The 19,470-nt window shown below is 66.5% G+C and carries 18 protein-coding genes; 6 read left to right on the top strand and 12 right to left on the bottom strand.

The genetic code is table 11. From position 1 onward, the window contains the following. Nucleotides 1–51: 51 nt before the first annotated feature. From pdeM to IB243_RS10035, 4 genes are read right to left on the bottom strand one after another with little or no spacing between them, the layout of a single operon-like run. A complete protein-coding gene (pdeM, locus tag IB243_RS10050) occupies nt 52–783 on the bottom strand; it encodes a ligase-associated DNA damage response endonuclease PdeM (RefSeq protein WP_192426714.1) in 732 nt (243 codons plus the stop codon). A gap of 27 nt (nt 784–810) precedes the next feature. Beyond that, nucleotides 811–3,525 (bottom strand): ligase-associated DNA damage response DEXH box helicase, encoded by a 2,715-nt coding sequence (locus tag IB243_RS10045; RefSeq protein ID WP_192426712.1) that lies wholly within the window; start codon nt 3,523–3,525, stop codon nt 811–813. Continuing rightward, the gene (locus tag IB243_RS10040) at nt 3,522–5,231 is read right to left on the bottom strand and encodes an ATP-dependent DNA ligase (protein WP_192426710.1); all 1,710 of its coding nucleotides are present in this window, start codon (nt 5,229–5,231) and stop codon (nt 3,522–3,524) included. Before IB243_RS10040 ends, IB243_RS10045 begins: the two co-directional genes overlap by 4 nt. Further along, on the bottom strand, nt 5,228–6,289 hold the full coding sequence (locus IB243_RS10035) for a ligase-associated DNA damage response exonuclease (protein ID WP_192426708.1): 1,062 nt from the start codon (nt 6,287–6,289) through the stop codon (nt 5,228–5,230). The genes IB243_RS10040 and IB243_RS10035 overlap by 4 nt, the downstream gene beginning before the upstream one ends. Nucleotides 6,290–6,525: 236 nt before the next feature. On the opposite strand from IB243_RS10035, the gene IB243_RS10030 reads away from it, so the two are divergent. From IB243_RS10030 to IB243_RS10020, 3 genes are all read left to right on the top strand, one after another. Continuing rightward, on the top strand, nt 6,526–7,008 hold the full coding sequence (locus tag IB243_RS10030; RefSeq protein WP_176887722.1) for a GNAT family N-acetyltransferase: 483 nt from the start codon (nt 6,526–6,528) through the stop codon (nt 7,006–7,008). A 34-nt stretch (nt 7,009–7,042) separates the two neighbouring features. Further along, complete coding sequence (locus IB243_RS10025; RefSeq protein WP_192426706.1) at nt 7,043–7,573, top strand: BON domain-containing protein; 531 nt, start codon at nt 7,043–7,045, stop codon at nt 7,571–7,573. A gap of 169 nt (nt 7,574–7,742) precedes the next feature. Continuing rightward, a complete protein-coding gene (locus tag IB243_RS10020) occupies nt 7,743–9,329 on the top strand; it encodes an ABC transporter substrate-binding protein (protein ID WP_192426704.1) in 1,587 nt (528 codons plus the stop codon). A 52-nt stretch (nt 9,330–9,381) separates the two neighbouring features. Here the strand turns inward: IB243_RS10020 and IB243_RS27360 are convergent, their stop codons facing one another. The 4 genes from IB243_RS27360 to IB243_RS10000 all read right to left on the bottom strand — a co-directional run bounded on the left by IB243_RS27360 (nt 9,382) and on the right by IB243_RS10000 (nt 14,871). Further along, complete coding sequence (locus IB243_RS27360) at nt 9,382–11,484, bottom strand: hypothetical protein (protein WP_304503441.1); 2,103 nt, start codon at nt 11,482–11,484, stop codon at nt 9,382–9,384. Nucleotides 11,485–11,549: 65 nt separating this feature from the next. After that, entirely contained in the window at nt 11,550–13,682 is a 2,133-nt protein-coding gene (locus tag IB243_RS10010) for a hypothetical protein (RefSeq protein ID WP_225584876.1), read from the bottom strand. 140 nt (nt 13,683–13,822) lie between these two features. Continuing rightward, nucleotides 13,823–14,146, bottom strand: coding sequence for a YnfA family protein (locus IB243_RS10005; RefSeq protein WP_192427394.1), 324 nt, complete (start codon nt 14,144–14,146; stop codon nt 13,823–13,825). After that, nucleotides 14,146–14,871 carry a helix-turn-helix transcriptional regulator gene (locus tag IB243_RS10000; protein ID WP_192426702.1) on the bottom strand — a complete coding sequence of 242 codons (726 nt, stop codon included), beginning with the start codon at nt 14,869–14,871 and terminating at the stop codon, nt 14,146–14,148. Before IB243_RS10000 ends, IB243_RS10005 begins: the two co-directional genes overlap by 1 nt. A gap of 78 nt (nt 14,872–14,949) precedes the next feature. Between IB243_RS10000 and IB243_RS09995 the strand changes: the two genes are divergently transcribed. From IB243_RS09995 to IB243_RS09985, 3 genes are all read left to right on the top strand, one after another. Next, a complete protein-coding gene (locus IB243_RS09995; RefSeq protein WP_010465174.1) occupies nt 14,950–15,294 on the top strand; it encodes an NIPSNAP family protein in 345 nt (114 codons plus the stop codon). Beyond that, nucleotides 15,291–15,635, top strand: a complete 345-nt coding sequence (locus IB243_RS09990) for an antibiotic biosynthesis monooxygenase (RefSeq protein ID WP_192426700.1) — start codon at nt 15,291–15,293, stop codon at nt 15,633–15,635. Before IB243_RS09995 ends, IB243_RS09990 begins: the two co-directional genes overlap by 4 nt. Nucleotides 15,636–15,741: 106 nt before the next feature. Beyond that, entirely contained in the window at nt 15,742–16,008 is a 267-nt protein-coding gene (locus tag IB243_RS09985) for a hypothetical protein (RefSeq protein WP_192426698.1), read from the top strand. A 30-nt stretch (nt 16,009–16,038) separates the two neighbouring features. Here the strand turns inward: IB243_RS09985 and IB243_RS09980 are convergent, their stop codons facing one another. The 4 genes from IB243_RS09980 to IB243_RS09965 all read right to left on the bottom strand — a co-directional run bounded on the left by IB243_RS09980 (nt 16,039) and on the right by IB243_RS09965 (nt 19,336). Then, the gene (locus IB243_RS09980; RefSeq protein WP_192426696.1) at nt 16,039–16,788 is read right to left on the bottom strand and encodes a hypothetical protein; all 750 of its coding nucleotides are present in this window, start codon (nt 16,786–16,788) and stop codon (nt 16,039–16,041) included. Nucleotides 16,789–16,806: 18 nt separating this feature from the next. After that, on the bottom strand, nt 16,807–17,364 hold the full coding sequence (locus tag IB243_RS09975) for a GNAT family N-acetyltransferase (protein ID WP_192426695.1): 558 nt from the start codon (nt 17,362–17,364) through the stop codon (nt 16,807–16,809). A 220-nt stretch (nt 17,365–17,584) separates the two neighbouring features. After that, nucleotides 17,585–18,283, bottom strand: a complete 699-nt coding sequence (locus IB243_RS09970; protein WP_192426693.1) for a class I SAM-dependent methyltransferase — start codon at nt 18,281–18,283, stop codon at nt 17,585–17,587. A 522-nt stretch (nt 18,284–18,805) separates the two neighbouring features. Further along, nucleotides 18,806–19,336, bottom strand: coding sequence for a hypothetical protein (locus tag IB243_RS09965; RefSeq protein ID WP_057227960.1), 531 nt, complete (start codon nt 19,334–19,336; stop codon nt 18,806–18,808). Nucleotides 19,337–19,470 lie beyond the last annotated feature (134 nt).

The raw sequence follows: 19,470 nt of genomic DNA, 5'->3' as shown, positions 1-19,470 counted from the left end.
CCACGAGCGGTTTGGGTGGGTGGGTGCCGCCGTACCGTCACTCCGCGCGGGCTATGAAAAGCCTGCTGGGACCGCCACCACGCGGCCCGGCGTGACCGCAAACCGGACCCAGGTGCCAGGAAGTGCAGCGGGTGATGTGCCGGTAAACGCCCCAAAGGCGGGCAGGACCAGTTGCCCCTCTCCCCAGCCAAAACAAGGCGCCCGCAGGGAGTCGCGCCCGGGGCCGTTCAGTCGCAGAGTGGGGTGCAGATGGCCCGCCAGCACGGTGTGGCCGACGACAGCTTGCGGGTGGTGGCAGGCCAGCAAGGGTGTGTCGGCATGGGGCAACCAGGGCTCGTTCACGATGGCCAGGGCCAACGGTGGGGGTGGGCCGCCCGCGTGCAGATCGTGGTTGCCGCGCACCAGGGTCATTTGCAACTGCGCATGGCGCTTGCGCCACGGCAGCAACTGCTGCCACAGGGCATCGGCCGCACCGCTGCGGGCATGCAAAAAGTCGCCCAGAAAGACGAGGTGCTCCGCGCCCGTCACGGCCAGCACCGCGTCGAGCCTTGCCAGGTTGTCGGCCGTGGTGCCGTGTGGCACCGGCTGGCCCGCGCGGCGGAAGGTGGCCGCCTTGCCGAAGTGCACGTCGGCCACGAAGGCCATGCGCGCAGCGGGCCACCACACGGCGCGCTGGGGCAGCAGCCACAGGGCGGTGCCGCAGGGCAGGGTGATGGCGTGGGCGCCAGCAGGTGGGGATGCAAGCGAAGGGGCGGTGGTGTCGGTGTCTGCGGTCACGGGCAAGGTCAGTCGTCGTCTTCGTCGTCGTGCTCAGAATCCGTGGCGTCCCCGGGGCCGGCGGGGTGCGCCCTCAGTGTCGCCGCGGCGTGCGCGCCGGGGGGATGCGGTGGCGCCGTCGGGGACGTCCCAGGCCATGTCGGCCGGGGCCACGGGATTGTCGGCGTGGTGGGTGCCGGTGGTGTCGTCGGCGGCCTTCTCCAGCGCCTGCACCATGCGCGCCAGGCGGTCGGCCAGGGTCTCGGTACTTAGACGTTCGCGAAAGCGCTCGACCATCAGCGGCAGGGCGAACGGGGTGGGGCGCGTGAGGGCATGGATGGACAGGGTCTGCGCCTGCATGCCGCGCAGCGTGCGGGCCAGTCGCTCCATGTCGAGCTCGTTGGCCAGCAGCTCGGCGCGGGCCTGGGCCAGCAGCAGGTTGTCGGGGTCGTACTGCGCGAACACGTCGTAGTACAGCGACGACGAGGCCTGCAGCTGGCGGCTGCTGCGCTGCTCGCCCGGGTGGCTTTGGAAGATGAGGCCTGCGATGCGCGCGATCTCGCGAAAGCGCCGGCGCGCCATCTCGGTCGCGTTCAGACTGGCGAGCACTTCGTCCTCCAACCCGCTGCCGATGGTGGTGTGCGTGCCCTCGCCGATCAGGCGCGGCAGCAGCGCGGCCCAGTCCACGGGCTTCGCGGACAGCAGCTCCAGCCCGTAGTCGTTGACCGCGATGGAAAAGGTGTTGGGCACCTGCTCCGATGCACGCCAGGCCAGCAGCCCTGCCAGGCCCAGGTGCACCAGACGGCCCGCCAGCGGGTAGAGGTACAGGTGCCAGCCTTCGCGCGTGTGCAGCGTCTCGGCCACCAGGCGGCTGGGCGTGGGCAGGGCCGACCAGGCGTGCTGCAGCGCGAGCAGGGGCTGGGCGCACTGCATCTCGGGCGATGCGTAGACCCCGCGCTCGGCCTGCTCCAGCATCTCCAGCATGGCGTCGGCCAGCGTGTTCGACAGCGGCATGCGCCCGCCATTCCAGCGCGGCAACGCGGCGCTGCCCTTGGGCGCGATGCGCACGTAGGCCGTCATCTGCTGGGTGCGCACCAGCTTCAGCAGGCGGCCCGCGAACATGAACACGTCGCCCTTGCGCAGGCGCGCGATGAAGCTCTCTTCCACCGAACCCAGGCGCCCGCCGCTCACGAACTGCACCTGCATGCTGGCATCGCTCACGATGGTGCCGATGTTGCTGCGGTGGCGGCGCGCCAGCCGCGCATCGGGCACGCGCCACACGCCTTCCTCGTCGGGCACGGCGCGCTGGAAGTCGGGGTAGATGGCCAGCGAGGCCCCGCCCTGGCGCACGAACTGCAGGGCCCATTGCCAGTCGCCATCGGCCAGCGTGGCATAGGCCGGAGCGCGACGCACCTCGGCCAGCAGGTTTTCGGGCACGAAGCCGCCGCCCAGCGCCACAGTGACCAGGTGCTGCACCAGTACGTCCAGCGGCGCGTGCGGCGTGTGCCGCTCTTCGATGCGGCCCAGCGCCAGTGCATGGCGCGCGGCGGCGGCCTCCACCAGCTCCAGGCTGTGCGTGGGCACCAGGGTGATGCTGGAAGTGCGCCCGGGCGCGTGGCCCGAGCGGCCCGCGCGCTGCACCAGCCGCCCCACGCCCTTGGCCGAGCCGATCTGCAGCACCTGCTCCACGGGCAGAAAGTCCACGCCCAGGTCCAGGCTCGATGTGCAGACCACGGCCTTGAGCTGACCGGCCTTGAGCCCGTTCTCCACCCAGGCGCGCACCTCCTGGCCCAGCGAGCCATGGTGCAATGCCAGCGTGCCGGCCCAGTCGGGCCGGGCCTCCAGCAGCGCCTGGTACCAGCGCTCGGCCTGCGAACGCGTGTTGGTGAAGACCAGGGTGGACGCACAGGCCTCGATGGACTGCACCACCTGCGGCAGCAGCGCCAGGCCCATGTGGCCGGCCCAGGCAAAGCGGTCCACCTTGGCCGGCAGCATCACGTCCACCTGCAGCGCCTTGTCGATGCGGCCCTGCACCAGCACGGCGGGCGGCACTGCGGGTGCGCCCGGCACCGGCCGGGGCAGCAGCGTGTCCAGCGCCTCCTGCAGGTTGCCCAGCGTGGCCGACATGCCCCACACCTGCAGGGCCGGGTTCCAGCCCGACAGGCGCGCCAGCGCCAGCTGCGCCTGCACGCCGCGCTTGTTGCCCACCAGCTCGTGCCATTCGTCCACCACCACCAGGCGCACCTTCTCCAGGCGCTCGCGTGCATCGGCGCGTGCCAGCAGCAGCGACACGCTTTCGGGCGTGGTCACCAGCAGTGTGGGCAGGCGCCGGTCCTGTGCGGCGCGCTCGCCGCTGGCGGTGTCGCCGGTGCGCAGGCCGCTGGTCCAGTCCGGCGCCAGATCGGGCAGGGGCGCGACCAGCGCACGCAGCGTATCGGCCGCCAGGGCGCGCATGGGGGTGATCCACAGCACCGTGAGCGGTGGCGCTGCCGCGCGGCGTGTGCGCAGGGCCGTGCGCGCACTGGCCTGTGCAGCCGGTGCCACGGGCTCGCCTGCCAGCGCCAGGTGCTGCAGCGCGCCCAGCCACACGGCATAGGTCTTGCCCGCGCCGGTGGTGGCATGCAGCAGCCCTGAGCGGCCTTCGCCCATGGCGCGCCATACCTCCTGCTGAAAGCCGAAGGGCTGCCAGCCGCGCGCGGCCATCCAGCCAGCAGCCGCGCTCGCGGCCACGGTGGGCAGCGGCTTGCGCGGACGGCGCGCCGTGCTCATGCTGCGGTGTCCTGCCCTGGCAACAGGGCCATCAGGGTCTGCAGGGTATCGGCCTCGGCCACGGTCTTGTCCTGGCGCCATCGCAGCATGCGCGGAAAGCGCACGGCGATGCCGCTCTTGTGGCGCGGGCTCTTGCCGATGCCCTCGAAGCCGAGCTCGAAGACCATGGTCGCATCCACGCTGCGCACGGGCCCGAAGCTCTCGCGCGTGGTCTTGCGGATGATGGTGTCCACCTGGCCGATCTCCACGTCCGTTAGGCCCGAATAGGCCTTGGCGAACGGCACGAGCTGCCGGTCGGGGTCATCGGGCGGACCGTTCCACACGGCAAAGGTGTAGTCGCTGTACAGGCTGGCGCGGCGGCCATGGCCGCGCTGGGCGTAGATCAGCACGGCGTCCACGCTCATCGGGTCGATCTTCCACTTCCACCACACGCCCACGTCCTTGGTGCGGCCCACGCCGTAGTGCGCCTGGCGGTGCTTGAGCATGAAGCCCTCGGTGCCCATGCCGCGCGCGGCTTCGCGCTGGCGTGCCAGGTCCGGCCAGTCGGCGCCGTGCAGCAGCGTGCTCAGGCGCAGGCCCGGTTGCGCAGCGGGAGCGATCGCAGCCGGGTCGGGCTGCAGCGTGGCCTCCAGCAGTGCGCGGCGTGCCTGTTGGGGCTGCTGGCGCAGGTCCTGCCCCGCATGTTCGAGCAGGTCGTAGGCCACCAGCACCACGGGCAGTTCGCGCAGCAGCTTGGGGCCCAGGGTCTTGCGGCCCAGGCGCTTTTGCAGGTCGGCAAAGGGGCGGGGCTGGGGCTCGTCGGGAAGCCACACCAGGATCTCGCCATCGACCACTGTGCCATCGGGCAGCTGCGCCATCGCAGCCTCGGCCAGCTCGGGGAAGCGGTCGGTCACCAGCTCCTCGCCGCGCGACCAGACCCACACCGCGCCCGCACGCCGCACGATCTGCGTGCGGATGCCGTCCCACTTCCACTCCACCAGCCAGTCACCGGGCGCGCCGAGCAGCGCGGGCATCTCGGCCACGGGCTGGCTGAACGGGTGCGCCAGGAAGAAGGGGTAGGGCTGGCCCGCCATGCCGCTGTCGCCCGTGCCGGGCGTGCTGCCATCGGCGGCCTCGTCCACCGGCGCCACCAGGGCGGCGTAGTCGTCCGCAGCGGGCTGTCGGCCGATCTGTGTGTAGCCCATCAGCCGGTGGGCGATGCGCTTGGGGTCCAGGGCGCTCACCGTGGCCAACGCCTGCGTGACCTGCAGGCGCGACACCCCCACGCGGAAGTTGCCGGTGATGAGCTTGAAGTACACGAAGCGCTGCTCGGGCGCCAGCAGGTCCCACTGCGTGCGCAGGCGGGCATCGGCCTCGTCGGGCGGCAGGGTGCGCAGTGGCAGCAGCTGCGCCATCCACTCGGCCAGCGGCAGGTCCACCGGCTGCACCGGCGCAGGCAGCAGCAGCGCCAGCGTTTCGGCCAGGTCGCCCACGGCCTGGTAGCTTTCTTCGAACAGCCATTCAGGCAGGCCGGCAGCCTCTTGCGCCAGGGCCTTCAGGCGCTTGGTGGGCACCATCTGGCGCGGTTTGCCACCCGCCAGAAAGTAGGTGGCCCAGGCCGCATCGGCAGGCGGCACCACGCGCAGGTAGGCCACCAGCGCCGCGAGCTTGGCCGACTGTGCGGTGGTGGCGTCGAGCGCCTGGAATAGCTGGGCAAAGGCCTTCATGCCTTCGCCTTGGGTGCGGGTTCGCTGCTTGGCTCGGGCGCAGCCCCTGCATCGTCCTCGTTGTCATCGGCGCCGTATTCGGTGGCGAACACCTGGGCGTCCAGCCCCTGCTCGCGCAGCCAGCGCACCATCACGGCCGTGCTGCCGTGCGTCACTATGACGCGCTCCGCGCCCGTGGCGCCAATGGCTTTTTGCAAGCTGGGCCAGTCGGCGTGGTCGCTCATCACAAAGCCCCGGTCCACGCCCCGGCGTCGGCGTGCGCCGCGCACCAGCATCCAGCCGCTGGCAAACGCGTCTGAAAACTCCCCAAAGCGCTTGAGCCAGGGGGTGCCAGCGGCCGAGGGCGGCGCCAGCACCAGCGCGCGTTTCAGGTCGGCCTTGGTGAGGCCCGGGTCCGTCACGCGCAGCGTGGGCGGCAGGTCCACGCCCGCTGTGCGGTACACGGCGTTGAGCGGCTCCACCGCCCCATGCACCACGATGGGCCCGATGCTGGCGTCCACCCCATGCAGCAGCCGCTGCGCCTTGCCGAAGGCATAGGCGTACAGCACGCTGGCCTTGCCCGCCGCTGCGTTCGCCGCCCACCAGGCATTGATGTCGGCAAACAGCGTGGGCTGCGAGGGCCAGCGGTAGATCGGCAGGCCAAAAGTCGATTCGGTGATGAAGGTGTGGCAGCGCACGGGTTCGAACGGCGTGCAGGTGCCGTCGTCTTCGAGCTTGTAGTCGCCCGAGGCCACCCACACCTGGCCGCCATGTTCGACGCGCACCTGGGCCGAGCCCAGCACGTGCCCGGCCGGGTGCAGCGACACGCGCACGCCATGGTGGTCTATGGCCTCGCCGTAGGCCAGCGTCTGCAGTGCGATGTCCGCCCCCAGCCGGTTGCGCAGCGTGCCCGCGCTGTCGGTATGCGCCAGGTAGTGGGCCGAGCCCATGCGTGCGTGGTCTGAATGGGCATGCGTGATCACGGCCCGCTCCACCGGCCGCCAGGGGTCGATGTAGAAATTGCCCTGCGGGCAATACAGGCCTTCGGAGCGGTGGACGATCAGGTCGCTTGCGTGCATGGTCAGGACATCGTAGGCGGCGGGCCAAAGCCGGGGCGCGGGCTGGGGATTGCGTGACGACGCTTCATGACTAAAATTTGAATAAAAATGGCTTCTAGCGCTTATATGATGAGTGCTGGCAGCTATAAATATGTGAGCAATCGCGCTGAGCGTGATTCATTCCGTCAGCGCTGTCAACGCCTCGTCCCATCATCTTGTGCAGCTTCACCCTGTCTGCAGGCCAACACCGCTTTTGTATGCGCACCGAAATCGCCCGCCCGTCAGACGCCGTTGCCATTGCTGCCGTGTTGCGCGAGGCCGCGCAGTGGTTGGTCGATCAAAAAATTCCGCTCTGGCTCGTGTCTGATTTCACAGATGACAGCGTGCAGCGTGATGTGGATGGCGGGTTGTATGTGGTGGCCAAAGCGAGCGAAGCGGTAGTGGGGGTGGTGCGCTTCCAGCGCGAAGACCCAGTCTTCTGGCCGGACGCTGAACCGGGCACCTCCGCGTTCTTGCACAAGCTGGCCGTGCGGCGTGCTTGGGCGGGGCAGGGGGTATCTACGGCACTGCTGGCATTTGGGTGCCAGCACGCAGGCAGCCTGGGCCTGCGCTATCTGCGGCTGGACTGCGTGGCCGACCGGCAACCGCTGCGAAGGCTGTATGAGGGCTTTGGTTTTACCCTGAACGACTGTGTGCGCAAAGGCAGCAGAGAGTTTGCGCGGTACCAGATCGTGCTGTAGCCGCGCTGTGACCATCTTCAGGAAGGAACGATTCATGCGCCGTGTTTGTGTGTTCCGCCGGTTCGTCATGGCGTTGTTGGTGGCCGTCGCCATGGCCCCATTCCTGACCACTGCCCAGGTGGCTGACAACCCCGCCCCGCGCACCAACGCCTTCAATGACCCTTTCGTACAGGTCACGAGCGCTATCCCGCAATGTCCCGTGCCCGAAGGCCCTCTCTACACCGAGGCCGAGGTCCGCGAGCTGGCCCATGTGCGATCGCAACACGGCGGCAGCTGCCACCGCGTGGGGCGCTGCCGCCTGCCCAACTCGTACCTGTACGACGCCGAGATCATCCCGCGCGTGCAGCGCTACATCCAGCAGGATGGCCGTTTTGACGACACCAGCGTGTGGGTGCTGGGCGAGCGGCGGCTGGTGACACTGATGGGTTGTGTGCAGTCGCAGGCGCAGGCCGAGGCGCTGGAGAAAGCCGTGTGGCTGGTGGATGACGTGATGGGGGTGATCAACCTGCTGCAGGTGGGCGTTGAGCGCGATGGCGTGCGCTACCCGGTGCGGTCAGTGCCGTAGCCGGTGCACCGGCCTGCCACGGCCCTTTTATCCCAGCCGCACCCGGCGCGCAATCGGTCCCGACACGGGGCTTGCATCGCCGGTGCCACACATGGCGCGTGGGGGCTTGGGCTGGCCTGTTTCCTGCTGCATATTGCCGTTTCTCCTATTTCATCAAGGAAATTTCGCCATGCAATTCAAGCGTTCCCTGCTTGCGGCCGCTACCCTGGCCCTGGCAACCGTTGCTCCCACCGTGTCGGCAAAACCGTTCAAGTGGGCAGGCTCCAGCGACATCCAGACGATGGACATCCATTCGCAAAACAGCGCCCTGGGCAATGGCATCCATGCGGCGGTGTATGAATCGCTGGTGATGTTCAACAGCCGCACGCTCAAGGTCGAGCCGCTGCTGGCCACCTCGTGGCAGCAGGTCAGCCCCACGCAGCTGCGCGTGAAGCTGCGACAGGGGGTGAAGTTCAGCGACGGCTCGGCCATGACGGCCGATGACGTGGTCTATTCGCTGCAGCGCGCGATGAGCAAGACCTCCACGTACTCCATCTACACCCAGGGCATGGACCGCATCGCCAAGGTAGACGGCGAGACCATTGACATCTTCCTGAAGAACCCCAACCCGGTGATACTGAACCAGCTCACCGAGCTGCGCGTGATGAGCAAGGCCTGGGCCGAGAAGAACAACTCGGTCGAGCCCAAGGACATCAAGGCCAAGGACGAGACCTATTCGCACCGCAATGCCATGGGCACCGGCCCCTTCGTGCTCAAGGAATGGGTGCCCGACCAGAAGATCGTGTTCGCGGCCAACCCCCACTGGTGGAATGCAGGCAAGGCCGAAGGCAACGTCACTGAGATCACCTACACCCCCATCAAGTCCGAAGCCACGCGCATCGCCGCGCTGCTGTCGGGCGAGGTGGACATGGTGCGCGACACCAGCATTCAGGATCTGGCCCGCATCAAGGCCAACCCCGCCCTCAAGGTCATGGAGATGGTGGAGAACCGCACCGTGTACCTCGCCATGGACCAGTTCCGCGAAGAGCTGGTGGGCAGCAACATCAAGGGCAAGAACCCGCTCAAGGACCTGCGCGTGCGCAAGGCGCTCTACCAGGCCATTGACAGTGCCACGCTGCAGCGCGTGACCATGCGCGGCATGTCCAAGCCCACCGGAGCCATCGTGTCGCCGCTGGTCAATGGCTGGACGGAAGCCGTGGACAAGCGCCTGCCCTTTGACGCCAATGCCGCGAAGGCCTTGCTGGCCGAGGCAGGCTACAAAGACGGCTTCGAGGTGGACTTTGCCTGCAGCAACAACGCCATCGTGCAGGACGAAGAGCTGTGCCAGGCGATCACCTCCATGTGGTCGCGCATTGGCGTGAAGGCCAAGCTGCGCACGCTGCCAGCGGTCACCTATTACCCCATGGCACAGCGGCACGAGGCCAGCATTGCGCTGCTCAGCTGGGGCGTGCCCACCTTCGATGCGCTGTACACCTTGCAATCACTCGTCCGCACCAAGACCACGGGCGGCGACGGCAACTACAACCTGGGCCGCTACACCAATGAACGCATGGACTACATCGTGGACCGTGTTAAGACCGAAACCGACCTGCCCGTGCGAAACCGCCTGCTCACCGAAGGCCTGCAGCTGCAGAACGACACCGTGGCACACATCCCCCTGCACAACCAGATGCTGGCCTGGGCCATGAAGAAAAACGTGGAGCTGGTACAGCGGCCGGACAACCGGATTGACTGGCGCTTGATCAAGGTGAACTGACGGGCAGGGGGGCGAAAGGCCGTCCGTTGACGGACGGCCTTTCGCGGCGCTCTTACGCTGGCAGATTCAGCCGCAGCACGCTGTTTTCGCTGCCCACGTACAGGCTGTTGGCATCCGGGCCGGGGCTGATGAACTTCACCAGGTTCAGGCTGGCGGGCAAGGAGCCCAGGCGCACGCCGCCGGGCGTCGGGTCGGCCTGCCCGGCCACCAGCTCCAGGTCCTTGGCGACGGTCCAGCGGTACACGCCGCAGGGGCCGGACAGGAACACCTGGCCCGGCCGACTGGGCAGTACGCACAGCTGCTGGTAGGGCATCAACTCGCGCCGGTGGATGTCCAACCCGGGCAGCGCAAACGCTTGGCGCGTGGCGCCTTCCAGCCGCACCAGTTCGGGCGCATAACGCTCGAACTCGCCCTGGGAGGTCAGCACCGTGCGGTTGCATAGCACCCATGACACCGGGGACGCCGTGCCCTCGAAGGCGATATCGGTGATGTCCAGGTACCAGGGACGCTGGGCCAGCGGCGGATAGTTGGCCGCGGAGTAGACCTGCTGCGGGTCACCCAACAGCACCTGCACCTGACCGGTGGCGCTGATGGTCCCGATCAGGGACGTGCCTTCGCCGGTCGGGTTGCTGCCGCCGCCACCGCCCGCGGGCAGCGTGCGGGTGGCAAACCACAGCAAGCCCGTGGTGTCCGGTCGAAGCACCTGCAGCCCCCCGTACCCCGCAAAAATGCTGCTTTGCACCCACGGTTCCCACACCGTGCCGCTACCGTTCTTGGGCGTGCGCAGCACCGTATTGGTGGAGCGGTCGCAAGTCAAAAGATAGCCGTAGGCGATGGCCAGCAGGCCGGTGCGCCGGTAGGGCAATGCGGTGGAGGCCACTTGGCCGGACGGCGCCACGGTGCGCACGGGCGGTGCAGCGCCGCCGTAGGTCGTGCCCGCGCCCACTGCCACGAACAGCGGCCCAGACCCTTCAGAGACGGCGTGGGCGCCTCCGGTGAAGTCAAAGCGTGCAGCGTCACCCACGCCATCCGCATGGCCCAACTGGTCCGGCAGCCCGACCCACGCCGACAGCGGCGCCGTGGGCGCCGGGGAAGGGTCTAGCAGGTACAGCTCTGCGGGAAAGAGCGGCGCGCCTGGCAGATCACGGCGAATGCTCAGTGCGATTTGGCCGGTGGCGGGATTGGCCGCTGCCGCTTCCGGTGCGCCCGGGAGCTGCCGTGCGTTCTGCCGCGTACCGTCCAGCGCGTAATGCGCCACGGTTTTTGCGGCAGCGTCGTAACCCCAGTACCTGTCGGCACTGCCTTTGACAGGCGCCAAGGGCACGGCGCTGCCGCTGGGCCAGTTGCTGGGCAGGAGGTTCCATGCATAAACGCCTGGTGCCGTGTTGGCCAGTTCGGCCCATTCCACGTGGCCTGCGGCGTCGATGAACTTGCGCACTGCCCCGGTAGGAGACAAGACCAGCCGGCTGCCAACGGGCGCCGGAAGGAGGGACGTCACCGTACCGTCCGGCGCCAGAGTGCGCAGCATCTCGTGCGGACCCAAAAAGGTCCTGTCGAGGAAGTACACCATCCCGTCCCCGGCCAGAACGGGGGAGTCGAACTGGCAGATCCGGGCCGATCGCCCTTTTCCATCCTGCATGACATCAGGCTGGGTGGGATCTGTCGCTAGGCCCGCCAAGATCTCCAGCGAGTCGCCTTGCACCGTACAGATGACTCGAACAGGGCCCAAGCCTGCAACGGGGATCGCGACCAAATAGCGATCTTGCACGTCCACCACACCACCCGTCACGAAGGCCGGCAGCTCTGTCTCGGGAGTGCGGTAGGTGAGCGCCCCGTCCGGGGAAACCTTGCCGATCCGCTGCACATCAAGGTGCTCGCCGGTGAACCACAGGTGGCCTTGGCTGGTGAAGGCCGGACCGATCAACTTCCAGGGCAGGCGGGCCTGCGTGCCAGTGCCTGCAAGGAACCCGCTTCCCCCCAGTCCGCCCGCCAGCAGGCTGACTGAAGAGGGGCCGGGCGCCGAGGGCGCAGGCGCCGGTGCGGGGGCTTCCCCACTTCCACCCCCGCCGCAGGCGGTCAGGCCGGAAGCCGTCATCCAAAGCGCAAAGTGGCGCCTGGTGAGGGCGGAGGCAACGGTCTCGCTGGGTTGTTTCATGAACAGTTTCCGAAGTTTGAACAAGGGGCGCCTTCATCCAGAGGCGGATGCGCGCGCATGCCGTCTCAACCGGGAAGACCCAATCGCAGTACGCTGTTTTCGCTGCCTACGTACAGGCTGTTGGCATCGGGGCCGGGGCTGATGAACTTCACCCCGTTCAGGCTGGCGGGCAACGCACCCAGTCGCACGCCGCCCGGCGTGGTCTGGGCCTGTCCGGCCAGCAATTCCAGGCCCTTCGCCACTGTCCACCGGTACACGGCGCAGGCGTTGGAGATGATGAACACCTCGCCGGGCCGACCAGGCAGGGTGCAGAGCTGGTAGTAGTGCACCGAATACGCATCGGTTCCACTTACCGGGGGCAGGGCAAAGGACTGGCGCGTAGCGCCTTCCAAGCGTACCAGTTCGGGCACGTGGTACTGTACGCCCTTGCGGTCTGCGGTCAGCACGGGGCGGTTGCACAGCACCCACGACACGGGCGAGTTGCCACCCTCGAAGGCGAGGTCCGTCACATCCATGTGCCAGGGGCGTTGCTCCAGCAGGGGGTAGTTGTCGGGTGAGTGGATGAGTTGCGGGTCGCCCACCACCACCTGCACCTGCCCCGCAGCGCTGATGGTGCCGATCAGCGAGACGCCGGAGTTTTTGAAGGGCATCCAACTCAGCGGAATTGGGCGGACCCGCGTGGCAAACCAAAGCAGGCCGGTTGTGTCGGCCCGCAGCGTGGACAAGCTCAGGTCGGGGCTCATGCTGTCCAGGAGACTGCTCTTGGCCCAAGGCTCCCAGGCCGTGCCGGCCCCGCCCTTGGGTGTGCGCAGCAGCAGTGTCTTGGTGTCCTGGTCGTAGGTCACGAGGTAGCCATATGCGCTGGACAACAGCCGAAAGCTGGAAGGGTAGGTGACAGGCATCGAAGACACTTGGCCCGCCGGTGTGACCGTGCGCAGCGGCGTAGGGACCGACTGCGGCGGCGTACCGGGCAATAGGATCTGAGCCCCCACTGCCACATACAGCGGGCCCGATGCTTCCGAGGTGGCGCGAGCTCCGCGTTCAAAATCAAACCGTGCTGCATCGCCCTGGCCGTCCGTGTGCCCGCGCTGATCGGCGAGTCCGACCCAGGGCTGCGGCACAGCGGTCGGTGTTTTCACCCTGTCCAGCACCAAGAGTACGCCGGGGCTCTCGAGGGAGGATTGGTCCAGAGGGCCCCGCCACGCATGCGCCACCAAGTGTCCGGTGAGGGGGTTGGACACCGCCGCATCCACCCGCCCTGGCAGCTGCCAGACGTCCGTACGCGTGCCATCCAGCGCGTAGTGGGCCATCGTGTTGAACGCAGCGTCAAAGCCCCAGTACATGTCGTTGCTGCCTTTGACGGGCGCGAAGGGTTCGGCGTGGGCCACACTTCGCCAGTTGTTCGGCAGGACTTCCCAGAAGTATTGCCCTGACGAGGCCCTCGCCAGTTCCGTCCATTGCACGCGGTTGTTCTGAAAATCATCGGTAAACCTGCGCACTGCCCCAGTGGGGGAGGCGATCAAGCGGCTGTTATTGGGCACCGGCAGCAAGGAAACCACGGTTCCATCGGGGGCCAAAGTTCGCAGCGTGTAGTTGGCGGCGCCAGCATCGCGGTCCAGAAAGTACACCAGCCCATCGCCCGCCAGCAGCGGGTTCCCGAACCAGAGGATCTGCGCCGCAGGGCCTTTGCCATCCTGCATGGTGGTGGCGTTGGGTTGGCCTGCCAGCGTCACCAGCGTTTCATTGTCGAAGAACGAAACCACAGTGCCGGAATCGTCCAACGCAGCATGGGCGATCACGTACCGGTCTCGCGCATCAACGACCCCGAGAGTGACGGGCATCTGTTGGTTGAACGCAAAGTACGACAGCGTACCTTCTGCGGTGATCCTTCCTACTTTTTGTTCACGGCCGTACCTGCCAACGAACCAAAGATCGCCCTTGCTGTTGAAGGCATGCCCGGCCATCACTGGGGGCAAACGTGCATCGGTCAACACGCCTGGCAAAAATCCTGAGCCGCCCAATGCGCCCGCCATCAAACTGAGCGAGGCTGGCCCCGGCGCGGGACCGGGCGGTGGGGCTGGCGCGGGGGCGACCTCTCCCCCGCCACCGCCGCAGGCCGACAAACCAGAGGCCGTCATCCACAGGGCAAAGTGGCGGCGAGTGAGGTCAGAGGAAACCTTCTCGGTCGAAATGCGCATGGACAGTCTTGTGAAAGTTGAGAAATGACTGCTTATAAAACACCCCGGTTGCAAATGTGGAGGTTGTTACCAGGAGTTGCAGTGATACGCGTGCCAGCCTTGAGCGTCCGCGCACAGTCGGCACGCAAAGTGCGCGGACGTTAGCGCGCAGGCTGAAGCACGATGATCGCCATGCCCGCCAGCGCCACCAGCACGCCCGCCACATCCCAGGGTGTGGGCCGGATGCCATCGACCACCCACAGCCAGGCCAGCGCCGCGCCGATATAGACCCCGCCATAGGCCGCATACACGCGCCCCGCGCCTGTGGTGTCATGCAGCGTGAGCAGCCACGCGAACAGGGCGAGGCTCAGCGCTGCAGGGATCAGCAGCCACATCGGCTTGCCCTGTTTGAGCCACAGCCAGGGCAGGTAGCAACCCACGATTTCAGCCAGGGCGGTGGCGATGAAGAGCAGCAAGGTCTTCATCATTGTTCGGGGCCGCGAAGGGCGGTGGATGGTGGTGCTTCTGGGCTGGTTGCCAGCCACTGGCGCAGCGCCAGTTCGCCCTTGGCGGTGAAGTGCACGACGCGCGAGCCCTGTGCCCGGTGCGCCCATCCGCCGTCGAACAGGCGTTGCAGCAACGCAGCGCCCAGCGCGCCGCCCAGATGGTGGCGGCGCTCGCTCCAGTCCAGGCAAGGGCGGCACAGCATGCGCCGCTGTTGCGCCAGTGCCGTGGTGTCAATGTCCACCTGGGCAAACCACTGCGCGCCTGCGGGCGTCACCGCTGCACCCTGGGGCGTGGCGTCCAGCAGCCCCTGACGCACCAGGGCTTCGTAGAACTGCACGCCCACTTCGCCGGCCAGGTGGTCGTAGCACATGCGCGCGCGGCGCAACGCGGGCTCGCGCGGGCTGGAGCGCAGGCGCACGGCACCGGCGCGGAAGGCCACGTTCATGAGCGATTCCAGCAGGTGAGCCACATCACGATCAGCCAGCCGGAAGTAGCGGTGGCGGCCCTGGTGCTCGACGGTCAGCAGGCCCGCATCGAGCAGCTTGGCCAGGTGGGCACTGATGGTCTGCTTGGTCACGCTTGCCACCGCCGCCAGTTCGGTGGCCGTGAGTGCGCGGTCGGCCATCAGGGCCGTGAGGACTTCAGCGCGCGCGCTGTCGCCAATGAGCGCGGCAATGCGCGCGATGTGGGGGCCATCTTTCATGGTTCGATATTGGGCGAACCATCGAAGGACGTCAACCGCCTATCGTGAAGCCCTGTCCACCAACGACTTCTGAACACCATGATCACCTGCTTTATCCGCTACGACATCGACCCCTTCCAGCGCGAGCTGTTTGCCGAATACGCGCGCCGCTGGGGCCAGATCATCCCGCGCTGCGGGGGCCACCTGATCGGCTATTTTTTGCCGCACGAGGGCAGCAACTACGAGGCCTGGGGGCTCATCGGCTTTGAGTCGCTGGCTGCCTACGAGGCCTACCGCGCCCGCCTGCGCTCCGACCCCGAAGGCCGTGCCAACTTCGCCATGGCGCAGGAAAAGCGCTTCATCCTGCGCGAGGAGCGCACGTTCACGCAGGGCGTGGAAGGCACGCTGGACCTGCCCGCACACCCACTGGAGATCAGCGCATGATGGCCGTCATTTTCGAGGTACAGCCCGCTCCGGGCCAGCAGGACGCTTATCTGGGCGCTGCCGCTGCGTTGCGGCCTTTGCTGGAGCAGATCGACGGGTTTATCTCCATCGAACGGTTCGAGAGCCTCAGTGCTCCCGGCAAACTGCTGTCGCTTTCGTTCTGGCGTGACGAGGAAGCGGTGGCGCAATGGCGCCAGATGGAAGCCCACCGCGCCACGCAGAAAGCAGGCCGCGAGCGGATCTTCGACAACTACCGCCTGCGTGTCGCCGCCGTGGTGCGCGACTACGGCATGCACGACCGTGACCAGGCTCCCGCAGATTCGCGGTCAGTGCACGGCTGATGGGCGCGCGGGCTAAGCGGCGTAGCCAGTGAGCAGCGCGTGCTCCCAGTCCGGGCGGCCGTGTTGCCGGGCCAGCGCCGCCATGGCCGCATGCGATGACAGGTGAATGCTCGTCGGCCAGCCGGTCGGATATCTCCGCAGCGGTGGCCAGGCGCAGCGTGCTGCCGTCCAGCGTTTCCAGCAGGTATTCGTGGTCACTGCGCGGCGAGCTGTGGCACAGGTAAATGTCGTCGCTGAAGCGATGCCAGGCCTTGAGCGTGCGCAGCCAGGCGAACTCCGCCTCGGTGAGCTGTGCGTGCGGGTACTGGTCCGAAGGGCCGCCATGCCCGGGGCGCAGTTCCAGCACCTGGCGCTCATGGTTGCCCGCCAGTGATAGCCGGCTATGCGCATGGGGTGGTGGCTTTCAGCAGGGGGACACAGCGCCGCTCAGGCTGCCCTGGCACAGGTGCAGGCTGATGCGCGCCCGGTTGAACAAGAGATCGCACAGCCACGCATACACCAGCGCGATGTAAGCCAGCTGGGCCCCGCCTACATAGCTGCCGAACACGATGGTCTGCAGCCAGTTCTGGCCCCAGAGGTAGACAGCGCTGCTCGCCAGCGTTGCCACGAGGAGTGTGGCGGTGGCCGGCACCAGCGATGCGCCAGCTGCGCCGTGGGGTCGCCGCCATGCAGCCAGGCCCAGCAGGGCGAATGCCAGGGCGTTGGCGCCGCTGAAGATGCGCAATTCGCGCAGTAGCTTCTCGGCCGTGTCCATGTAGGCGCTGCGGATCAGTGCATCGAGCTGTGACTGCATTTGCTGCGCGGTGCCGATCTGCAACTCGAGCCGCTGCTGGTGACGTTTGCGGCATTCGCAGGCCGGAATCCCCATTTCGGTCGCAATGGTGGCGACCCGGGCGGGCAATCCCGCAGACAGCGCTTTGCGCGCGGCGTCGATCTCCTGTTCCTTGCCGCGCAAGAAGACCCGTGCCTGCGCGCTCAGGAAGCGTTCGTCCAGGGCTCTGAGCTTCTCGCCGGTCTTGTGCTCGATGTGCTGGCGGATCAGCTCGCGCGCACCGCGTTCAATCCAGGCGGGTTGCAGCAGCGATACCGCCAGCAACCCGCCGAAGGCGGCGCTGCCCAGCAGGGAGAGCAAGAGGACAAAAGATCGAAACAAGGTGCAGGTCTCCGGTTTTCAGTTCGATGCGGGTCGTACGCTGGCACATCCGCTGTCCGGGGCCAGCCGGCCGAGTGCGGGCTCAGTCAGCCGGTAGCTGAGCCGTTCGGCCACCTGCTCGGCACCCAGGCTTTCGTAGAACAGGATTCCCCTGGCGTTTGAAGCTTTCACAGGCCAGTCGATTCGGCGGCAGCCGTGGTCAACGGCATATCGGGCGAGCCCGGACATGAGCGCCCGGCCTGCCCCTTGGCTTCTCTCGGCCGAACTCACATACAGCTCTTTCAACTGGCATTGCCTGCGCTGGTCTTCGGCAAACTCGACCAGCGAATACACCAGCGAGAACGCCGCCAGGCCCACCACCACCCCATCGCCGCGCGAAGCCACCAGCAAATGCTGGGCGGAGCCGGGCGCCAGGAGGTTCTGGCGGAGATGCTCCATCACCACCTGCCGAGCGGGCGTGGCGCCTTCGTTGTAGAAGGCGTGCAGTTCGCACAGCAGGTCCACCAGCGATGCATGCTGGTGTTCGGCGACGAGGGCGACCTGAAGTGGGTGTTCCGTGGGGCTAACGTTTTGCATGGGCTTTTGAAGCTTGGAGGTTTCAGCGAGACAACATGCGATTTCTGACAGGGTGCAGTGTGGAGAGCCCCATACCACTGCCAGAAAGTTGTCCAACGTGATGACCCTGAGGAGGCCCCTGGGCGCTGCCCACTACCCGCCAAGGTGGTGCAGGCCAAGGCCCTGGGAGAGGCACGTTACCGCACCGCAGGCCTTGATCTTTAGCCAGGACTTCCGTGGATCATGGCGACTGTTGTGGTGCGTCGTGTGCCCCGTCTGCCTGGACTTTCACGGCAATCACTTCCATGCACACGCGGTAGCGTTGGCTGATGCCATAGCGCACGGGCCTGAAGCCACATTCGGCCAGCAATGCGTACAGGCGATCACGGTCAAAGTTGTGATAGTGCTCAATCTCACCCCAGTACGGGTTCGCATTGTTGGCATCCAGTGCTTTCCAGACAAAGGAGCCCAGGTTGGGCATGGAGATCAGCAGCACGCCGCCCGGTTGCAACAGCCGGTGGGCGGCATGCAAGCCCACCTTGGGAAACGGCATGTGCTCCAGCACATCCGCCATGCTGATCACACTGGCGGGGCGCGGCAGCTCGAACCCCGTGACATCCTGGCAATGGGCTGTCACACCCCATCTGCGCAACTCTTCCACCGATTGCGGACGCAGGTCCAGGCCCACGGGATCGAAGCCGTACTCCTGCGCGGTGAACAGAAGTGATGCATTCCCAAACCCCACGTCCAGCCACGTGCCTCCGGTCTGGTAGGACAGCACCTTCTCGACCATCTGCGCAGACACATAGCGCTGCCGTTCCAGGTCATAGCCCACCACCTGGGATTCATTGGTGCCACGGAAAACGATATTCAGTGCTGCTTCGGTGTAGTAGCCGCTCCGAAAAACATGCTGGCACGCCGTGCATTGGCTCCAATGCATGGTGCGAGAGAGTTCTTGGCTGTAGCGAGGGTGGTGGGAACAGTCCGCACTGCGCAGTGGCCGAAAGGCTTTGCTCTCACACAACGGGCATGCCTGGTACTCGATCAACTCACCGGCCAGGACTGCGGGGGTGTTTGCGGGGGGGCGGTAAGTCACCGGCGCAGCGGGGAAGGAGTATTTGATCATTGCTTCATTCTAGGAGGCGCGGGACGCCGAGACTTGCGCGCCGCAAGAATGTGATCAGCGCCACAGGGCCGCCTGCGCCACCCAGTGCGGACCACAAGAAGCATGGCCGGACTAGCGATTGTTTTAGGGATGAGTTTGCTGCGCACGTGCCCCGTGACACTTCAGGCATTCCAGATGCCTGCTAGGAACGAAGCGCCGGAAATCCCCGAGCCGCCCTGCGCGCGAAGGCCGAGTGTCAAACACATCACTCCCGCAGGGAAGACACGAAGAATCAATGGCTCTAGCGCTTGAGCTGGAGGGTGGCTGGAAGACGCCCCTCGATCAACATCCTCGGCCTCAGGTCTTGCGCGTCGCCTTGAGGGACGCCGTTTTGCGCCATGTATTGCCCTGATCAACGGTCATGGAGCTCTCCCAGGCAAAGGAGTCAGGCGCAATCTCGAAGAAGCGAATTTTCGTGTGCACACGGTGGCCGTTCGGCAGGGTGGCGATGGCGTCGAGGAGCATTTCACCGTCCTTGGAGGTCCCATGCCACTCGGTCGGCACGGCCGGTTGAAGCGCTTGAAGGCCAACGATCTCCCAACGCTTGGTGATCTCAGAATACGTGCGCAGAGTGACGAATGAGGACACAGGCACACCCGTCGGACCCAGCGCCTGGAAGTCGTCCATGATCATCCGACCCTCATTCAGTGGCTTTGCACTCCACAAAGCCCGGTAGTTGAACGCAGGAGTGCCATCCTCCTTGTATCGGGACGCCTCGACGTTCCAGTCGCCTATGAGGAAGTCGAACTGCTTTGCTTCGGACGCCGGGCCTTGGAGATAGCGGGCTATTTCGGGAGGTATTTGTTCAGCTGGGGCTTGGTGGGTCATGTGAGAAGGTGGGCGGTACGATGAAAGCGCAACGCCAACAAATTGCTATAAAAATAAGAGCTTATAGCGCATAACAGACAAGCGCCAGAGGCCAAAAAAGCCTCAAATCCACGCTGTATCAATGGGCTGTGATT

Source organism: Acidovorax sp. ACV01 (assembly GCF_014851495.1).
Classification (GTDB): domain Bacteria; phylum Pseudomonadota; class Gammaproteobacteria; order Burkholderiales; family Burkholderiaceae_C; genus Acidovorax; species Acidovorax radicis.
This window is presented reverse-complemented; position numbering and strand designations above follow the sequence as displayed.